This window comes from Telluria sp. BA11, from assembly GCF_056680305.1.
Genome location: NZ_CM155275.1, coordinates 4,143,119 through 4,160,805, shown reverse-complemented (window position 1 = coordinate 4,160,805; position 17,687 = coordinate 4,143,119). Strand labels below are relative to the sequence as shown.

General features: G+C 62.6%; 16 protein-coding genes, 1 other RNA gene and 1 riboswitch. Of the genes, 7 read left to right on the top strand and 10 right to left on the bottom strand.

Annotated elements, in window-relative coordinates; all coding sequences use genetic code 11:
* Window positions 1-206 precede the first annotated feature (206 nt).
* The 8 genes from cmk to gyrA form a co-directional block, all read right to left on the bottom strand.
* The gene (cmk, locus tag AC1MGT_RS18285; RefSeq protein WP_499504316.1) at window positions 207-869 is read right to left on the bottom strand and encodes a (d)CMP kinase; all 663 of its coding nucleotides are present in this window, start codon (window positions 867-869) and stop codon (window positions 207-209) included.
* A gap of 18 nt (window positions 870-887) precedes the next feature.
* Complete coding sequence (aroA, locus tag AC1MGT_RS18280) at window positions 888-2,219, bottom strand: 3-phosphoshikimate 1-carboxyvinyltransferase (RefSeq protein ID WP_499501466.1); 1,332 nt, start codon at window positions 2,217-2,219, stop codon at window positions 888-890.
* On the bottom strand, window positions 2,216-3,118 hold the full coding sequence (locus tag AC1MGT_RS18275) for a prephenate dehydrogenase (protein WP_499501465.1): 903 nt from the start codon (window positions 3,116-3,118) through the stop codon (window positions 2,216-2,218). The genes aroA and AC1MGT_RS18275 overlap by 4 nt, the downstream gene beginning before the upstream one ends.
* A complete protein-coding gene (gene hisC, locus AC1MGT_RS18270; RefSeq protein WP_499501464.1) occupies window positions 3,119-4,222 on the bottom strand; it encodes a histidinol-phosphate transaminase in 1,104 nt (367 codons plus the stop codon).
* Between the two features lie 22 nt (window positions 4,223-4,244).
* A complete protein-coding gene (gene pheA, locus AC1MGT_RS18265) occupies window positions 4,245-5,315 on the bottom strand; it encodes a prephenate dehydratase (protein ID WP_183550066.1) in 1,071 nt (356 codons plus the stop codon).
* 105 nt (window positions 5,316-5,420) lie between these two features.
* Window positions 5,421-6,506, bottom strand: coding sequence for a 3-phosphoserine/phosphohydroxythreonine transaminase (gene serC / locus AC1MGT_RS18260; RefSeq protein ID WP_499501462.1), 1,086 nt, complete (start codon window positions 6,504-6,506; stop codon window positions 5,421-5,423).
* 19 nt (window positions 6,507-6,525) lie between these two features.
* Window positions 6,526-7,101 carry a DUF2059 domain-containing protein gene (locus tag AC1MGT_RS18255; RefSeq protein WP_499501460.1) on the bottom strand — a complete coding sequence of 192 codons (576 nt, stop codon included), beginning with the start codon at window positions 7,099-7,101 and terminating at the stop codon, window positions 6,526-6,528.
* Between the two features lie 115 nt (window positions 7,102-7,216).
* Window positions 7,217-9,832, bottom strand: coding sequence for a DNA gyrase subunit A (gyrA, locus tag AC1MGT_RS18250; protein WP_183550057.1), 2,616 nt, complete (start codon window positions 9,830-9,832; stop codon window positions 7,217-7,219).
* Window positions 9,833-10,206: 374 nt separating this feature from the next.
* Between gyrA and ompA the strand changes: the two genes are divergently transcribed.
* The 4 genes from ompA (at window position 10,207) to AC1MGT_RS18230 (ending at window position 13,284) form a co-directional block, all read left to right on the top strand.
* Entirely contained in the window at window positions 10,207-10,911 is a 705-nt protein-coding gene (ompA, locus tag AC1MGT_RS18245; RefSeq protein ID WP_183550055.1) for an outer membrane protein OmpA, read from the top strand.
* 146 nt (window positions 10,912-11,057) lie between these two features.
* Window positions 11,058-11,762 (top strand): bifunctional 2-polyprenyl-6-hydroxyphenol methylase/3-demethylubiquinol 3-O-methyltransferase UbiG, encoded by a 705-nt coding sequence (gene ubiG, locus AC1MGT_RS18240; RefSeq protein ID WP_183550052.1) that lies wholly within the window; start codon window positions 11,058-11,060, stop codon window positions 11,760-11,762.
* A 4-nt stretch (window positions 11,763-11,766) separates the two neighbouring features.
* Window positions 11,767-12,474 carry an HAD family hydrolase gene (locus AC1MGT_RS18235; RefSeq protein ID WP_499501458.1) on the top strand — a complete coding sequence of 236 codons (708 nt, stop codon included), beginning with the start codon at window positions 11,767-11,769 and terminating at the stop codon, window positions 12,472-12,474.
* A gap of 195 nt (window positions 12,475-12,669) precedes the next feature.
* A complete protein-coding gene (locus AC1MGT_RS18230; RefSeq protein WP_499501456.1) occupies window positions 12,670-13,284 on the top strand; it encodes a glycine zipper 2TM domain-containing protein in 615 nt (204 codons plus the stop codon).
* A gap of 55 nt (window positions 13,285-13,339) precedes the next feature.
* On the opposite strand, the gene AC1MGT_RS18225 is transcribed toward AC1MGT_RS18230, so the two are convergent.
* Window positions 13,340-14,251 carry a class I SAM-dependent methyltransferase gene (locus AC1MGT_RS18225; protein ID WP_499501454.1) on the bottom strand — a complete coding sequence of 304 codons (912 nt, stop codon included), beginning with the start codon at window positions 14,249-14,251 and terminating at the stop codon, window positions 13,340-13,342.
* 98 nt (window positions 14,252-14,349) lie between these two features.
* On the opposite strand from AC1MGT_RS18225, the gene ssrA reads away from it, so the two are divergent.
* From ssrA to AC1MGT_RS18210, 3 genes are all read left to right on the top strand, one after another.
* Window positions 14,350-14,708: a transfer-messenger RNA gene (gene ssrA, locus AC1MGT_RS18220) on the top strand.
* A gap of 360 nt (window positions 14,709-15,068) precedes the next feature.
* Window positions 15,069-16,190: an acyltransferase family protein gene (locus AC1MGT_RS18215; protein ID WP_499501452.1), complete on the top strand. Its 1,122-nt coding sequence runs from the start codon at window positions 15,069-15,071 to the stop codon at window positions 16,188-16,190.
* 84 nt (window positions 16,191-16,274) lie between these two features.
* Window positions 16,275-16,448: riboswitch (yybP-ykoY riboswitch) on the top strand.
* Between the two features lie 3 nt (window positions 16,449-16,451).
* Window positions 16,452-17,006: a manganese efflux pump MntP gene (locus tag AC1MGT_RS18210; RefSeq protein ID WP_332530724.1), complete on the top strand. Its 555-nt coding sequence runs from the start codon at window positions 16,452-16,454 to the stop codon at window positions 17,004-17,006.
* A gap of 28 nt (window positions 17,007-17,034) precedes the next feature.
* Here AC1MGT_RS18210 and AC1MGT_RS18205 read toward each other — a convergent pair whose 3' ends face one another.
* Complete coding sequence (locus tag AC1MGT_RS18205) at window positions 17,035-17,664, bottom strand: type 1 glutamine amidotransferase domain-containing protein (RefSeq protein ID WP_499501451.1); 630 nt, start codon at window positions 17,662-17,664, stop codon at window positions 17,035-17,037.
* Window positions 17,665-17,687 lie beyond the last annotated feature (23 nt).

The following is a 17,687-nucleotide window of genomic DNA, read 5'->3' as shown; positions in this document are numbered from 1 at the left end:
AACAACGAAGATGCCAACCGGAAGACCACCGTCCCCACCCAGGTGGGGATCCAGATTTACTTGCAAACCACCATGGCGATGACTCAAGCCAATGGTGACGCATCGAACCGGGATTCCCGCCTGCGCGGGAATGACGTTCAGGCGCTGCTGCCTAACGGTTCAAACTACAACCGGTTGACACCACCGCCACCACGTCATTCAAAGTCTTATTTCTGCGCATACCAGGCCAGGACTTGCTCGACCGCCTGGTCGACCCCCATCGCAGAGGTATCCAGGATATGCGCATCAGCTGCTGCGACCAGGGGAGCGACTGCGCGATGGGTGTCGCGTTCGTCTCTAGCCCGTAAATCAGCCAGCAGGTCGTTCATATTAGCAGAAAAGCCTTTGTCAATCAATTGCTTATACCGGCGTTGCGCGCGCGCCTCAGCACTTGCGGTAAGGAACACCTTGAGCTTGGCGGTGGGAAATATCACCGTGCCCATATCGCGCCCGTCGGCCACCAGTCCCGGCGCCGCGCGAAAGCCCAGCTGCAGGTCAAACAGCGCCTGGCGCACGCCCGGCAAGGCGGCGATTTTCGACGCCATATTGCCCACCTCTTCCGCGCGGATCGCGTGGCTTACATCCTCATCCGCCAGGTAGATCACGTCATCCCGGAAGCGCGCCGGCAGTTGCTGGGCCAGCTTCGCGATGCCAGCTTCGTCCGACAGCGGCAGCGCGCCGCGCAGTGCCTGCAGCGCCGTCAGGCGATACAGCGCGCCTGAGTCGAGCAGGTGAAAACCCAGGCGGTCGGCGATGCGGCTGGCCACGGTGCCCTTGCCGGAAGCGGTCGGGCCGTCGATGGTGATGACTGGTACGTTGGAGTTCGGCATAGGGTCGGGGCGGGTCAATTAAAACAGCTCGTTGCGCGCAATGCCCGCAAACGCTTCGAAATAGTCGGGGAAAGTCTTGGCGACGCACTTCGGATCGTTGATCCGCATCGCGTTGCCGCGCCGCGCCTTGCCGTCCAGTGACGCGAGCGAGAAGCACATCGCCATCCGGTGGTCGTCGTAGGTGTCGATCGTGGCGGGCTTGAGTTCGTCCGGCGGCGTGATGCGGATGTAGTCGGGCCCCTCCTCCACCTCGGCACCGACCTTGCGCAGTTCGGTCGCCATCGCGCTCAGGCGATCGGTTTCCTTCACGCGCCAGCTGGCGATATTGCGCAGCGTGCTCGGGCCGTCGGCGTACAGCGCCGCCACCGCGATCGTCATCGCCGCATCCGGGATGTGGTTGAAGTCGGCGTCGATGGCTTTCAGCACGCCATTCGATTGCACCTCGATCCAGTTCTCGCCCCGCGTGACAATGGCGCCCATGCGTTCGAGCGCATCGGCAAAGCGCACGTCGCCCTGGATGCTGTGCTCACCCACGCCTTCGACGCGCACCGGCCCGCCCGCAATCGCGCCGGCGGCCAGGAAGTACGACGCCGACGACGCATCGCCTTCGACGTGGATCGTGCCCGGGCTTTGATAGCGCTGGCCCGGCTGCACGGTGAACGAGGCCCAGCCATTCTGCTCGACCTCGACGCCGAAGCGGCGCATCAGGTTCAGCGTGATCTCGATGTACGGCTTGGAAATCAGCTCGCCGACGACATCGATCGAGACCGGATGCGTGGTGGCCATCAGCGGCGCAGCCATCAAGAGCGCGGTCAGGAACTGGCTCGACACATTGCCGCGCACGGCCATGCGGTTGGCCGTGATGTGGCCGCGGCGGATGCGCAGCGGCGGAAAGCCCTGCTCACCCGTGTACTCGATCTGCGCGCCGACGGCGTTCAGTGCGTCGACCAGGTCGCCGATCGGGCGCTCATGCATGCGCGAGACGCCATGCAGCGTGTAGTCGCCGCCGATCACGGCCAGCGCCGCCGTCAGCGGCCGGATCGCGGTGCCGGCATTGCCCATGAACAGATCGGCCGCAGCCTCGGGCAGCACGCCGCCGTTGCCATGCACGATGACCGTGCGCTCGTCGACCTCATCCCAACGGATGCCCAGCGAGCGCAGTGCGCCCAGCATGACCATCGTGTCGTCCGACGCGAGCATGTCGTGGATCGTGGTCGTGCCCTCGGCCAGCGCGGCCAGCAGCAGCGTGCGGTTCGAGATGCTCTTGGAGCCCGGCAGCCGCACCACGCCCTGCGCGTGCAGCACGGGTTCGAGATCGATATGCTGCGGATAGTGTTTTTGCTGCGTCATGTGTTTTCCTGAATTGGCGCGCGACCCGAGCCAGCTTCGATGGCGATCTGCCACTCGTGGCGGGCGCGCTGCGCGTTCGCATAAATATCGTGCAATCCGGCCCCGTCGCCGGCGGCGAGCATGGCCCGCATCGTCGTCAATTGTGCCAGATAGGCATCCAGCTCGGTCAGCAGCGCAGCCCGGTTGGCCAGGCTGATGTCGCGCCACATTTCGGGCGACGAACCGGCGATGCGCGTGAAGTCGCGAAAGCCGCTGGCGGCGTACTGGAACAACATGTCGGCGTGCGGCTTGCCGGCGAGGTCGTCCACCAGCGCGTAGGCCAGCAAGTGCGGCAGATGGCTCACGGCGGCGAACACGCGGTCATGGTCTTGGGGCGTCAGTTGATGGATCACGGCGCCGCAGGCGCGCCAGGCGGCGGAGACACGTTCGACATCGCTTGCTGCGTTCTCGGGCAGCGGCGTGAGCACGGCCTTCTTGCCCTGGTACAGGCCGGCCAGTGCGGCGTCGGGGCCATTTGCTTCGCTGCCGGCGATCGGGTGGCCGGGCACGAACTGGTGCACACGCTCGCCGAGCACCGCGCGGGCTGCCGCGACCACGTCGCACTTGGTGCTGCCGGCATCGGTGACGACCGTGCCGGGCGCCAGGTGCGGCAGCAGCGCGGCCAGGATCGGCCCCGTCTGCGCCACCGGCGCGGCCAGCATGACCAGGTCAGCCTTGTCCATCGCATCGGCATAGTCGTCACAGACCCTGTCGATGATGCCAAGGGCCAGCGCCCGGGCCAGCGCTTCGGGATGGCGGCCGATGCCGACCACTTCCCGCACCTGCCCGGCGCGTTTGAGCGCCAGCGCGAACGAACCGCCAATCAGGCCGACGCCGACGATAACGATCTTGTCCAGCATTCAGCGAAGCGCCTTCTTCAACGCCTCGATGAAGGCCGCGTTCTCCTGCGGCAGGCCGATCGAGATGCGCAGCCACTGCGGCAGACCGTAGTTGCCGACCGGGCGCACGATCACGCCCTGCTTGAGCAGCGCCACGTTCACGCGCGCACCGGCGCCGTCGTCGTCGCCGACCCGCACCAGCACGAAGTTACCGAACGATGGCACGTACTCGAGCCCCAGCTCCTCGAACGCGGCGATCATCTGGCGATAGCCGTCGGCGTTGTTGCGCGCGCCCTGGTCCAGGAACGGCGTGTCGTTCAGCGCGGCCACTGCGGCGGCCTGCGCCAGCGAGTTGACGTTGAACGGCTGGCGGATGCGGTTCATCAGGTCAGTGACCGCTGGCTGCGCGATGGCAAAGCCCACGCGCAGGCCGGCCAGTCCATAGGCCTTCGAGAACGTGCGCGACACGATCAGGTTCGGGTATTTGCGTACCCAGGCGCTTGACTCGAATTGATGTTCGGGCGCCAGGTACTCGTTGTACGCTTCGTCCAGCACGACGATCACGCGCGCCGGCACTTTTTGCAGGAACGCTTCGATCTGCGCGGCCGGGATGAACGTGCCGGTCGGGTTGTTCGGGTTGGCGACGTACACCAGGCGCGTGTCGGCATCGATGGCGGCCGCCATCGCATCGAGGTCGTGACCATAGTCGACGGCCGGCACCACGATCGCGCGGCCACCGACGCCTTGCGTGGCCAGCGCATACACGGCGAACGAGTACTGCGAGTACACGACCGCTTCGCCTTTTTGTACGAAGGCGTGCGCCGCGATTTCGAGGATGTCGTTGCTGCCGTTGCCGAGCGTGAGCCATTCGAGCGGCACGTCGTAGCGCTTGGCCAGCGCGGTCTTCAAATCAAACCCGTTGGCGTCCGGGTAGCGACCCAGGTCTGCTGCTGCTTCGAGCATCGCGGCGCGGCTCGACGCCGGAATGCCGAACGGGTTTTCGTTCGACGCCAGCTTGACGATGTTTGCTTCGTCAAGACCATATTCGCGGGCCACTTCGGCGATCGGCTTGCCGGCCTGGTACGGGGCGATGGCACGGATGTATTCAGGACCAAATGTCGACATGAAAATCTCTCTCGTAATCGTTTTAAAGGCTTTGCGGGTAGGACCCCAGCACCTTGAAGAAGGCGGCGTTGTCCTTGAGTTCCTCGAGCGCGCGCGCAACGGCAGCGTCGTGCACGTGGCCCTCGATGTCGACGTAGAAGTAGTACTCCCAGGTGCCGATGCGGGCCGGGCGCGACTCGAAACGCGTCATCGACACGCCGTGTTTTTCAAGAGGCGCGAGCAGGTTGTAGACGGCGCCGGCCTTGTTCGGCACGGCCAGCACGATGCCGGTGCGGTCCTTGCCCGAGCGGCCGGTCTGCAACTGGCCGATCACGACGAAGCGCGTGCGGTTGTGCGGATCGTCCTGGATGTGGGCCTGCACGACGCCCAGGCGATACTGCTCGCCCGCCATCTCGCTGGCGATCGCGGCGACCGTCGGATCCTGGCTGGCCAGCACGGCCGCCTCGGCGTTCGAGGCCACCGCGCGGCGCTCGATGTTCGGGTAATGCTGGTTCAGCCACACCTGGCATTGTGCCAGCGCCTGCGAATGGGCGCAGACGACGGTCACGCCGTCCATCGTGCCGGTCTTGGTCATCAGGCTGTGGTGGACCGCGATCGAGACTTCACCGCTGATGATGGTGGTCGTTGCCAGCAGCAGGTCGAGGGTGCGGTTGATGGCGCCCTCGGACGAATTCTCGACCGGGACCACGCCAAAGTCAGCGGTGCCGGCCTCGGTGGCGCGGAACACTTCATCGATCGACACGCACGGCAGCGCGTCGATGGCCGTGCCGAACTGCTGGAACACGGCCTGCTCGCTGAAGGTGCCCGTGGGGCCGAGAAACGCCACCGTGACACGCTTTTCAAGGGCGCGGCAGGACGACATGATCTCGCGGAAGATCGTCTGGACGTCGCTGTTCTTGAGCGGACCGGGATTGCGCTCGGCCACGCCGCGCAGCACCTGGGCTTCGCGCTCGGGGCGAAACACGGGCGCGTTGGTTTCGGCCTTCACGTGGCCGACGGCTTGCGCGACCTGGCCGCGCTCGCTCAGCAGCTGGAGGATTTGTGCGTCGATCGCATCGATGCGTTCGCGCAAGGGGGTGAGTTTGTCTGTCATCGTTATGCTGGTTGGTCGATGTTGTTTGCGTTCGGGCGCATCAGCCGTGCATTGGACGCGTGGACGGCAAAGCCGTCCACCTACGTCGTGCTCAACCGCGACGGCTTACCGTCCTGCAAACGTGTTCAAATAATCGACGAGGGCCTGTACGCCCTCGATTGGCATCGCGTTGTAGATGGATGCCCGCATGCCGCCGACGGACTTGTGGCCCTTCAGTTGCAACAGCCCGCGCTCTTTCGCGCCGGCCAGGAATTGCTCGTTCAGTGATTCGTCGCGCAGGTAGAACGGAATGTTCATGCGAGAACGGTAGGCCGGATCCACGCGGTTGGCGTAGAAATCATCGGCATCGAGCGCGGCATACAGCAGGCGCGCTTTTTCGATATTGACTGCTTCCATCGCCGCCACGCCGCCGCGCTGCTTGAGCCACGCGAACACGAGCCCCGCGATATAGATCGCATAGGTGGGCGGCGTGTTGTACAGCGAATCGTGCTCGGCGCAGGTCTTCCAGTGGAAGGCCGACGGGCACTGTGGCGAGGCAAAGTCGAGCAGGTCATCGCGCACGATCACGAGCGTCAGGCCCGCCGGGCCGATGTTCTTTTGCGCGCCGGCGAAGATCACGCCGTACTTCGAGATGTCAATCTGGCGCGACAGGATGTGCGACGACATGTCGGCCACGATCGGCAGATCGGCCGGCACGTCGGGCGCGTCAGGGTACTCGACGCCGTCGATGGTTTCGTTGGTGCAGATGTGCAGATACGATGCGTCGTTGCTCAGGCGCCAGGTGTCTCGCGCCGGCACGCGGGTGAAGTGCTCAGGCTCGCCTGACGCCGCGATGTTCACGCGCGCAAAGCGCGCCGCTTCCTTGGCCGACTTGCCCGACCAGGTACCGGTGTGGACAAAGTCGATCACCGGGTCTGGGCGGCGACCGGCCAGGTTGAGCGGCACGATGGCGTTCTGCCCAAGCCCCCCGCCCTGCTGGAACAGGATCTTGTAATTGGCCGGCACGTTCAGCAGCTCGCGCAGGTCATCCAGCGCCTGGCGGTGGATGCTGGAAAATTCGGGACCACGGTGGCTCATCTCCATCACCGACATGCCGCTGCCATGCCAGTCGAGCATGTCGTGCGCGGCCTGTTGGAGCACCTCTTTCGGCAGTACGGCGGGGCCGGCCGAGAAATTGAAGATCTGGGTCATGCGGTCCTTTCGTGGAAGGTTATTTGCCTTGTGCGCTCTGCATGACTTCCTGCATCATGCCATTCAGGCGCGGTGCGACGATGCGCTGGCCGATCGCCATGCTTTCGGCAGACAGGCGCGGGCTCAGGGCCATCATCTTGCGGCCCAGCGGCGTGCGGTAGAACGCGGTCAGTTCCTTCAGTTCAGCGACCGTGTAGTTCCTGGCGTACAGCGGCGCGATTTCGACCATCATTTCATCGATCAGCGCCGGATCCTTGAACATGCGGTTGATGGCTTGCGACGCCACGGGCAAGACCTGCTCGACCTTGGCCAGTGCAGCCTTCTTTTTCTCGGCATCGGCGCCCGGATCGGCGTTGATCACGGCTGTCATCTGCGCGCGCATCATCTGCGGCAGCGCCTTTTCCATCTCGGCGAACGACGCGGTCATCATCTTGCGCACGTCCATCGCGTCGAGCAGTTCCTTGACGGCGGCGTTGGCTTGCGGGCTGACGGCAGCGGCCGTGGCCATTGGGGCCGGCGCAGTCTGCGCCACGGCAAACGACGGCGCAGCAGCGACAGCGGCAACGAGGGTCAGGGAACGAAGAAGGTGTTTCATCAGGAGTCCATGCGGGTGGCAGAGCCCGGCGACTTGGGACAATGGCCGGCCTGCCGGGCCGGCCATTCGAAGTGGCAGCAACAGGGGCGACAGCACGCCCCTGCTCAGTACGATGTTACTCGGGCGCCGGCTCGAACTCGACTTCTTCGAGGTCGGTTTCGACGATGCGCTGCAGGCCCGACAGCTTGGTGCCGTCTTCCACGGCGATGAGGGTCACGCCCTGCGTCGCGCGGCCCATCTCGCGGATCTCGGAGACGCGGGTGCGAATCAGCACGCCGCCTGTTGTGATCAGCATGATCTCGTCGCTTGGCTCGACCAGGGTCGCCGCCACCACCTTGCCGTTACGCTCGGAGGTCTGGATCGCGATCATGCCCTTCGTGCCGCGGCCATGGCGGGTGTACTCCGTGATCGGGGTACGCTTGCCGAAGCCGTTTTCGGTCGCGGTGAGAACGGTTTGCTGCTCGTTCTCGGCCACCAGCAGCGCGATGACTTCCTGGCCCTCTTCGAGGTTCATGCCGCGCACGCCGCGCGCCGTACGGCCCATCGGGCGCACGTCGTTCTCGTCGAAGCGCACGGCCTTGCCGGCGTCGGAGAACAGCATCACGTCGTGCTTGCCGTCGGTGAGCGCCGCGCCAACCAGCACGTCGCCCTCGTCCAGGTCGACCGCGATGATGCCGGCCTTGCGTGGATTGGAGAAGTCGCGCAGTGGCGTCTTCTTGACCGTGCCCAGCGAGGTGGACATGAACACGTAATGGTCTTCAGGGAAGGTGCGGTTCTCGCCCTGCAGCGGCAGCACGACGGTGATCTTTTCGTTGTCCTGCAAAGGGAACATGTTGACGATCGGCTTGCCGCGCGAGTTGCGCGAGCCTTGCGGCACTTCCCAGACCTTGAGCCAGTACATGCGGCCACGGTTGCTGAAGCACAGGATGTAGTCGTGCGTGTTGGCGATGAAGAGCTGGTCGATCCAGTCGTCTTCTTTCGTTGCCATCGCCTGCTTGCCACGGCCGCCGCGCTTTTGCGCGCGGTATTCGGACACCGGCTGCGACTTCATGTAGCCCGAGTGCGACAGCGTCACGACCATGTCCTGTGGCGTGATCAGGTCTTCGGTTTCGAGGTCGCTGGCATTGTGCTCGATGGCCGAACGGCGCGCATCCTTGCCATTGTCGGCGTACTCGGATTTGATCGCCGTCATTTCGTCGACGATGATCGTGGTGACGCGCTCTGGTTTGGACAGGATGTCGAGCAGGTCGGCGATGTGGGTCATCACTTCCTTGTACTCGTTGACGATCTTGTCCTGCTCCAGGCCCGTCAGGCGCTGCAGACGCATTTGCAGAATCTCTTGCGCCTGTTCGTCCGACAGCTTGTACAGGCCGTCTGGCTGCATGCCGTAGTGCTTTGGCAGGTGCTCGGGACGGAAGGCTTCGATGCCGCCGGCAGCGCCGGTTTCGGTGCGGTTGAGCATTTCACGGACCAGGGACGAATCCCAGGCTTGCTGCATCAGCTCGACCTTGGCGACCGGTGGCGATGGCGCCGCCTTGATGATCGCGATGAAGTCGTCGATATTGGCCAGCGCAACGGCCAGGCCTTCGAGCATGTGGCCGCGGTCGCGCGCCTTGCGCAGTTCGAACACGGTACGGCGCGTGACGACTTCGCGGCGGTGCGACAGGAAGCACTCGAGCATCTGCTTGAGGTTCAGCAGCTTCGGCTGGCCATTGACCAGAGCCACCATGTTCATGCCGAACGTGTCTTGCAGCTGCGTTTGCTTGTACAGGTTGTTCAGTACGACTTCAGGGACTTCGCCGCGCTTGAGTTCGATCACGACGCGCATGCCCGACTTGTCGGACTCGTCGCGGATGTCGGAAATGCCTTCGAGCTTCTTGTCGCGCACGTTCTCGGCGATGCGCTCGAGCAGCGACTTCTTGTTCACCTGGTACGGCAGCTCATCGATGATGATCGCCGTACGGGCACCGTCGCGGCCGATTTCTTCGAAGTGGGTCTTGGCGCGCATCACGACGCGGCCACGGCCGGTACGGTAACCGTCGCGCACGCCCGAGACGCCATAGATGATGCCGGCGGTCGGGAAGTCCGGCGCCGGGATCAGCTCGATCAGCTCGTCAATCGTGCAATCCGGGTTGTGCAGCACGTGCATCGCGCCAGCAATCACTTCGGACAGGTTGTGCGGCGGAATATTGGTGGCCATGCCGACCGCGATGCCCGACGAACCATTGATCAACAGGTTCGGGATGCGGGTTGGCAGGACGGTCGGCTCTTTCTCTTTGCCGTCGTAGTTCGGCTGGAAGTCGACGGTGTCCTTGTCGATGTCGGCCAGAATTTCACCGGCAATCTTGTCCAGGCGGCACTCGGTGTAACGCATCGCCGCGGCGCTGTCGCCGTCGATGGAGCCGAAGTTGCCCTGACCATCGACCAGCGTGTAGCGCAGCGAGAAGTCTTGCGCCATGCGCACGAGCGTGTCGTAGATCGACGAGTCGCCGTGCGGGTGGAATTTGCCCATCGTGTCGCCGACGACGCGCGCGCACTTCAGGTAAGGCCGGTTCCACACGTTGTTCATTTCGTGCATCGCGTACAGGACGCGGCGGTGCACCGGCTTCAGGCCGTCGCGGACATCCGGCAGTGCGCGGCCGACGATCACGCTCATCGCGTAATCGAGATAGCTCTTGCGCATCTCTTCTTCGAGGGAAATCGGGACTGTTTCTTTTGCGAATTGATCCATTGGCGGGTCGACTGCTTTCAGGCGAAAGTTATAAGTTACAGCGGGCGATTCTACCACGCGCAACATAGTAGTTGCTCAATTCCGGCCCATGCCTTTTTGGCACGGGAAATCCGGACTGGACTCACTAAAAGTTCCAGTATTGTCGTCACCAGTGACGCCTGCTTGCATAAATGTTGCGCTTAAACAACGTCAAGCAACAAATGCTCGGTGTTTGATTTAGGTGCAGTCGTACGATTTTGGTGCGTGTGGCAGAATGGCCAGGAAGTCAATTGCTTGTTTCACAATACGAAACGGACAGAGCAGCCACCATGTTATTGTTATGACCACATGGAGACTGTCTGAATCGACACGGAATTTACCGAAAGGAAAAGAATATGAAAAAAATGATCACTGTTCTGTTCGCAGCAACGGCCGCCATCGCGGGCGTCGCTTCTGCCCAAAGCGCCCCACCTTATGCGCCGCTGACCACTGACCTGCAAGCGCGCACCCCATACAGCGCTTATGTGCAGGACAGCCGCGGCGTGATCGCACGCAATCCTTTCGGTCTGTGCTGGCGTACCGGCTACTGGACCCCGGCCGATGCGGTCCCAGGTTGCGACGCGCCTCTGTGCGTCGAGCCAGAAAAGCTTGAAAACGGCAAGTGCGTCGCGCCACCAGCGCCTGTCGCCCCTGCACCAGCACCGGCACCAGTGCCTGAAGCAGCCCCAGTGCCAACCTCGGAAAAAGTCAGCTACTCGGCCGACGCATTCTTCGACTTCGACAAGGCGATCCTGAAGCCAGCCGGCAAGGCATCGCTGGACGAACTGAGCGGCAAGCTGGGCGACATGAACCTGGAAGTCATCATCGCCGTCGGTCACACTGACTCGGTCGGTACCGATGCGTACAACCAGAAACTGTCGATCCGCCGTGCAGAAGCTGTCAAGGCTTACCTGAAGGGCAAGGGCATCGAAGAAACCCGCATCTACACCGAAGGCAAGGGCGAGAGCCAGCCTAAAGCGGACAACGCGACTGCCGAAGGCCGCGCACAGAACCGTCGCGTGGAAATCGAAGTGGTCGGTACCCGCGGCGCCGCCAAGTAATCAGGCCCCGCAGAACCCTTACCGGTTCCATAAAAACCCCGCTACGGCGGGGTTTTTTCATGCGCGCAGCGATAAATTCGCCCCCCGTCTGCACGGGGGCGACCTTGCCCGCCGGGCAATGTCGATTTCCGTTATTATTCCGAGCTATGACGACGACAAATTCAGACCCATCAGAAATTCAGAAGTTCAGCGAACTGGCCCACCGCTGGTGGGATCCAACCTCGGAATTCCGGCCGCTGCACGAGATCAATCCCCTGCGCCTTGAATGGATCAACGCGCGCGTGCCGCTGGCCGGCAAGAACGTGATCGATATCGGTTGCGGCGGCGGCGTGCTGTCCGAGTCGATGGCGAAAAAAGGTGCCAAGGTCACCGGCATCGATTTGTCGGAAAAAGCGCTGAAGGTCGCTGACCTGCACAGCCTCGAATCAGGCGTCGAGGTGCGTTACAAGCACATCGCTGCCGAAGACATGGCCCTGGCAGAGCCGGGCCAGTTCGACGTGGTCACCTGCATGGAAATGCTGGAACACGTGCCCGACCCCGCCTCGATCGTGCGCGCCGCGGCAGCGCTCGTCAAACCGGGCGGCCACCTGTTCTTCTCGACGCTCAACCGCAATCCGAAGTCGTACCTGTTTGCCGTGATCGGCGCCGAGTACATCCTGCGCATGCTGCCGCGCGGCACGCACGACTACGGCAAGTTCATCACACCGGCCGAGCTGTCGCAGTTCGTGCGTCAGGCCGGCCTGCAGGTCGATGGCCTCAAGGGCCTGACCTACAATCCGCTGACCAAAATTTATTCGCTCAACAGCGACACCAGTGTGAACTACATGGTGGCGTGCACCAAACCCCTGTGATCCGATGACCTTCCCTGCTTCGATTCCGGCGCCGCGCGCCGTCCTGTTCGACCTCGATGGCACGCTGGCCGACACCGCGCCCGACCTGGCTGCGGCTGTCAACTGGCTACGCACCGAGCGCGGCCTGGCCGAGACGCCGTACGAGGTGTTACGCCCTACCGCGTCGGCCGGTGCGCGCGGCATGATCGGCGCTGCCTTTGGCCTGGCGCCGGGCGACGATGGTTACGAAGAACTGCGCCTGGCCTGGTTCGACCGCTACCAGACCGCGATGTCGACCCATACGACGCTGTTCGATGGCATCAATGAACTGCTCACTGGCATCGAACAAGCCGGCATGGCGTGGGGCATCGTCACCAATAAACCGTCGCGCTTTACCGACCCGCTGGTGCCGCAGATCGCGCTGGCGCACGCCGGCTGCATCGTGTCGGGCGACACGACGGCGTTCGCCAAGCCACACCCGGCGCCCGTGCTTGAAGGGGCCCGCCGCCTGGGCGTCGCACCAGAACAGTGCTGGTACGTGGGTGACGACCTGCGCGATATCGAGGCCGGCAAGGCAGCCGGCATGATCACGGTGGCCTGCGCCTGGGGTTACTGCGGCGCGATTGCACCGTCGACCTGGGGCGCTGATTATCTGTTCGACACACCGGAGCAATTGCTGGCTGCACTGCGCGATGCTGCAGATCGCACGTCGCGCGCGGATCGGGCAGCCTGATCGAGCGGTCAAACTGATTTCGCACTGACTTCGTTCCACAATGGCGCCCTCCTCCGGGCGCCATTTTTGTTTATGCCCACCAGGGATGGTGGCTTACATCTCTTTACGATTGATACAGGGATGCGTCTAGCTTGGAAGCGAGCTCGCCAGTAATCTACATCCATACAAACAAGCAATAACTTACTGGAGCAGATCATGGAAAACACCACCAACCGCATTCACCCAATGATGGCAGCCGCAGCAGCGTCGGTCATCATCGTCAGCCTGACCGGTGCCGCAGCGATCACTGGTCTGCTGCCATCGTCCAAGAGCGCGCCCGAGCCAATGCCACTGGCAGCCACGTCGCCCTACAATCTGCAGCAGCCAGGCATGCAGCAGCCTGGCCTGCAGGTGCCTAACGGTTACATGGTCCAGAATGGCCAGCTGGTGCCGGTCGCCGCTAACCAGCAGCAACTGGTCCCTGCGATGGTGCCGGCGATGGTGCCCGCCAATCAGCTGGCGTATGCCCAGCCAGTGGCCCAGCAGCAGCAGCAGCAGCCGACGGTGATCATCAAGGAAAAGCCGGTGGTGCGCGTGGTCGAGAAAACCCGCGTGGTGCACGCCGCGCCGAAGCCAGTACGCTATGAACAGCCGCGTTACGCTGAGCCAGCACCAGCGCAGCCGAACTATGTCGGCATCGGTACCGGCGCCGTCATCGGCGGCTTGATCGGCAATCAGATTGGCGGCGGCAATGGCAAGAAACTGGCCACCGTGGCCGGCGTGATCGGCGGCGGCATGCTCGGCAACGAAATTGCCAACCGCAACCGCTAAGCACGCGACAACCAAGCACGCGACAACCCAACACCTCCCCTTGGCCGCAAGCTGATCAGCTTGCGGCTTTTTTCGTGAAGATGCTGACGATGATGTCGCTCGGGAAAACGCTCAGGACCGGGATGGCGCAGCGAATCACGATGTACTGGAGATACAGCGACACCGGTGCGGCCTTGCCCACGTAGCGCAGCCGTTCCATGAGGCCTTCCGCGCGCAGTGCAGGCAACTCGGCCGTTTTTGCCATCGTGAACCCTTGCTTGAGCACCAGTTCGCGCAGATTGCGCGGGTCAAAATAGTGAACGTGTGGCGATGGCATATCTTTTTGCCACATGCGCTCGAACGGTCCGCGCCAGCCGATCCGGGCCAACACCTTGGACACGCGATAGAAAAAGCCACGGCTACTGGGCAGGTTCAGGATCAGGATGCCGCCGTCATTCAGATGCGCGTGGCAAGCTGCCAGTGCGCTGTGAATATCGGGAATATGCTCGATCACATCGTTGAAAACGATCGCATCGAAACGCTCGTCGCGGCCCACGGCATCAGGAAAATACCCCGAGCGCACCGGCAAACCACGCGCAGCCGCACGCCCGCCTACCTCAGCATCGGGCTCGACACCCAGCACATCGAATTGCCCGCGTGCCGCCTCCAGAAACCAGCCATGTGCGCTGCCTACGTCGAGCAGCCGCGGCTTGCTGGCCGAAACATGCTGTTTGGCATAGCCGACGATCGTGTTGAAATTCTGGACGCGCAATGCCTTCAGCGCCGCCTCGCGCTGTGCCTCATCCATGGGTACGGTGCTGGGCGCATTGATCGCCGGCCTCAACGCGGCGCTTTCATAACGACAACCGCGGCATGTTGCGTGCCAGCCAGTCAGTCCTGCGATCTGCGAACCGCCACAAACGATGCATGTCATTACGAGCCCTGTCGTTACATGATGAATCTGACGAGCATATTGCAATTCGAGCATGCATTGTGGGTTTCTCACCAACAGCGACTTTAAGGCGCTTCTAATGAAAACGGGTGTACATCACCCACGCATGGGGTACAATAAAACTTCTCGACACTGGGGGCGACCTGGTTTCGACGTGGGTTGCAAAGCAGCGCAGGGCATACCGAGGACTGGTTACCTCGTAAATACATCCAGAAATCAATAACTGCAAACGATAACTCGTACGCACAAGCAGCTTAATTGCTGCTAGCTCTACAACACCTCGCCTCTGGGGTGAGTCGCAAGACTAGTAGAGTCATTTACAGAGGCTAGGACTCAGCCGGGTTACTTGGTTGTTTCCGAAATTTAAGGTAACTCGCCTGTCCAAAGCGTGCACATCCGCGCTGTACGGGCTAAATTAAATGATAGTGCTAAGTATGTAGAACTGTCTGTAGAGTGCTTGCGGACGCGGGTTCGATTCCCGCCGCCTCCACCAGTATTCCTAAAAAACCGTCCAGTGGACGGTTTTTTTTCGCCTGCGCTCCAGGCGGCGGGACTCGAACCCGCGGGACGCGGGGGATTTCCGGGAATTCGGGGAGCACTGCTCCCCGCCGGAAATCCGCCTTGCGCTTGCAAGCGCAAGGCTCTCCGATTCGCCTGACCAGAGGGAAATCGCCAAGGCGATTTCTTGCCCTCCCGCCTCTGCTGAAACGCCGCAGGTTTCGATCAGAAAGCAATCACTGCAAGCCAAGCCAAAAACAAAACCCTACCCCACACACCGCCCCACCATGTCTTTCTAGCAAGATCAGCTATGATAGCGCCCCACCAAGCGCGTCAGCAGCATCCCGGAAAACACATGAAGTCCACCCCCAGCATCACGCCGATAACCCCGTCACAACGCCCCGCAGAATACGCCACGATCAACCTGCTCAAAGCCATCTCCGCCCAACTGATCGTCCTGCACCACCTGGCCTTCTACGGCCCCATGGCCGACTACACCCGCGAGGCACTCCCTGACCTGATCGACTGGCTCGCCCAGGACGCCCGCATCGCGGTCCAGGTCTTCCTTGTCATCGGCGGTTTCCTTGCCGCAAAATCATTGTCACCCCAGGCGCTGTCCGGCCCGGCAAATCCGTTAAAAACCATCCTGCGCCGCTACACCAAGCTGGCCCCGCCGTTCTTCGTCGCGATCCTGCTGGCCGTCGCTGCCTCGTGGCTAGCAGGCTTGTGGATGACACACGACGCCATCTCCGCACCGCCCAGCGGCGGACAATTGCTCGCACACGCGCTCCTGCTGCACGACGTACTCGCCTACGACGCGCTGTCGGCCGGCGCCTGGTACGTCGCCATCGATCTGCAGCTGTATGCCATGTTCAGCATCCTGCTGTGGGCTTGCAGCCGCGTATCGGCACAACCCATGCCTGCGTACCTGACCCCGGCCATGACGGCCATTGCCACCGGTGCCTCGCTGCTGTACTTCAACCTGGATGCCGACTGGGATGTCTGGGCGCCCTACTTTCTCGGCAGTTATGGCCTGGGATCGCTGGCCTGGTGGGCGAGCGATCCCACCCGTCGGCCGCGCTCCGTCGCCATCCTGCTGCTACTGATGGCGGTGCCAGCGCTGCTCGCGCTGACGGTCGACTTCCGCAGCCGCATTGCACTTGCGCTGCTCGTCGCGTGTGTGCTGGTCGCGTTCGGCCGCATGCAGTCCGCGTCGACTGCACCTGGCCGATGGCGCGTCGTCAGTAACGCCGGGAACATCTCGTTCTCCGTGTTCCTGGTGCATTTTCCTGTGTGCCTAGTCATCAATGCGGCATTCACCCGCTTCGCGCCGCAGGACGTGCTTGTGCAAACTGCCGGCGTCATCCTCGCCTGGATTGCCAGTATGATCGCCGGCGCCCTGTTCCATCACGGCGTCGAGTTACCGATCGGCCGCGCGCTGATGTGGGCACCCGGGCGCCGCACCGTTCTCGCTTGATGCTGACAATGTGGTGCTAACACATCCTTAACGCCCCCATCACGCGCACATAACGCGCCTTGCCGATTAGCTACCGCTGAGTTACCATAGCGCCGCCCTTGGGGAGTAGCCTGCTTCCTCTTTCGGAAGTTTGTCGCATCAACATACTTGACGCTCAACGTCATGGTGCGCAAGCCTTCTGGTTGGCAAGACCATTGGCATGTTTGCGTGACGTTCGGGCCACGCGACATGCCTTGTGTCGTGCCCGATCGGAAAGCTGTCATGTCTCTCGTTGCCATCCTCATCCTCGCCTTCGCCATGTCTACCGACGCTTTTGCCGTCGCCATTGCCATGGGCGCACGCCGCCATCATGTACGGTTCAAGGATGCGTTGAAGGTGGGCCTGCTGTTCGGTGTGATCGAGGGTGTGACGCCGCTGGTCGGCTGGGCGCTGGGCAGCATTGCCGCTTCCTACGTCGAGAGCTGGGATCACTGGGTGGCGTTCGTCTTGCTCTGCGGACTGGGCGTGCGCATGATCCACGAAGGCTTATCCCCACCGGAAGATGCCGAAGACTCGAACCGGCCACTGTGGCTGCTGGCATTGACGGGTTTCGCCACCAGCATCGACGCCATGGTCGTCGGCGTAAGTCTGGCCTTTACGGCCACCCATATCGTCTGGCCGGCGCTGGCCATTGGCCTAGCGACGCTGACGATGGTAACGCTGGGCATGCTGGTAGGACGCCGTATCGGCGCCCTGGCGGGCAAGCGCGCCGAGATCTTCGGCGGCCTGGTATTGATCGCGGTCGGCTGCGTCACGCTGTGGGAACACTTGCAGTGACGCGGCCCGCCCGCTGACGACTAGGACATTACGAGGTCGGCCCAGGATCGGTGCCAGCCTCTTGCTGCACCATCAATTGCTTCATGATGGCTTCGTTAAACGCCGGAATATCGTCCGGCTTGCGGCTCGTGATCAGTTTGCCGTCGACCACCACTTCGTCATCGGTCCATTCGGCGCCGGCATTGACCAGGTCGATCTGCAGCGTCGGCCAGCTGGTCATGTGCTTCGACTCGGCAATGCCAGCGTCGATCAGCGGCCACGGGCCATGGCAGATCGCGGCAATCGGCTTGTCGCCATCGCCAAACGCCTTGATGAAGGCGATCGATTCCGGGCTCGAGCGCAGATTGTCGGGATTGGCCACGCCGCCCGGCAGCAGGAGCAGATCGTAGTCATCTGCGTTGGCGTCTTCCACGTTCAGTTCGACCGCGTATTTGTCGCATGGTTCGAGGTGATTGAAGCCCTGGATCTGTTCGCCCACTTTCTTTGGCGAGATCAGCACGACCGTCACGCCCTGCGCTTCGAGGAACTGGCGCGGCTTCGTGTATTCGACTTGCTCGACGCCGTCGGTCATCAGGACCGCGACGCGGCGCCCTTCAAGTGATTGGGTTGCTGCTGGTTCGAGATGATCTGCCGGCTGCATGTTTTCTGCTTGTTGCATGGTGCCTCCTGGTCGATGGTTTG

Bases quoted from the DNA above. Each gene is read 5' to 3' on its own strand.
- ubiG (WP_183550052.1), top strand. From the start codon at position 11,058: ATGACGACGACAAATTCAGACCCATCAGAAATTCAGAAGTTCAGCGAA.
- AC1MGT_RS18210 (WP_332530724.1), top strand. From the start codon at position 16,452: ATGTCTCTCGTTGCCATCCTCATCCTCGCCTTCGCCATGTCTACCGAC.
- AC1MGT_RS18225 (WP_499501454.1), bottom strand. From the start codon at position 14,251: ATGCTCGAATTGCAATATGCTCGTCAGATTCATCATGTAACGACAGGG.
- gyrA (WP_183550057.1), bottom strand. From the start codon at position 9,832: ATGGATCAATTCGCAAAAGAAACAGTCCCGATTTCCCTCGAAGAAGAG.
- AC1MGT_RS18230 (WP_499501456.1), top strand. From the start codon at position 12,670: ATGGAAAACACCACCAACCGCATTCACCCAATGATGGCAGCCGCAGCA.
- aroA (WP_499501466.1), bottom strand. From the start codon at position 2,219: ATGACGCAGCAAAAACACTATCCGCAGCATATCGATCTCGAACCCGTG.
- cmk (WP_499504316.1), bottom strand. From the start codon at position 869: ATGCCGAACTCCAACGTACCAGTCATCACCATCGACGGCCCGACCGCT.
- ompA (WP_183550055.1), top strand. From the start codon at position 10,207: ATGAAAAAAATGATCACTGTTCTGTTCGCAGCAACGGCCGCCATCGCG.
- pheA (WP_183550066.1), bottom strand. From the start codon at position 5,315: ATGACAGACAAACTCACCCCCTTGCGCGAACGCATCGATGCGATCGAC.
- AC1MGT_RS18255 (WP_499501460.1), bottom strand. From the start codon at position 7,101: ATGAAACACCTTCTTCGTTCCCTGACCCTCGTTGCCGCTGTCGCTGCT.
- AC1MGT_RS18215 (WP_499501452.1), top strand. From the start codon at position 15,069: ATGAAGTCCACCCCCAGCATCACGCCGATAACCCCGTCACAACGCCCC.
- AC1MGT_RS18205 (WP_499501451.1), bottom strand. From the start codon at position 17,664: ATGCAACAAGCAGAAAACATGCAGCCGGCAGATCATCTCGAACCAGCA.
- AC1MGT_RS18275 (WP_499501465.1), bottom strand. From the start codon at position 3,118: ATGCTGGACAAGATCGTTATCGTCGGCGTCGGCCTGATTGGCGGTTCG.
- hisC (WP_499501464.1), bottom strand. From the start codon at position 4,222: ATGTCGACATTTGGTCCTGAATACATCCGTGCCATCGCCCCGTACCAG.
- AC1MGT_RS18235 (WP_499501458.1), top strand. From the start codon at position 11,767: ATGACCTTCCCTGCTTCGATTCCGGCGCCGCGCGCCGTCCTGTTCGAC.
- serC (WP_499501462.1), bottom strand. From the start codon at position 6,506: ATGACCCAGATCTTCAATTTCTCGGCCGGCCCCGCCGTACTGCCGAAA.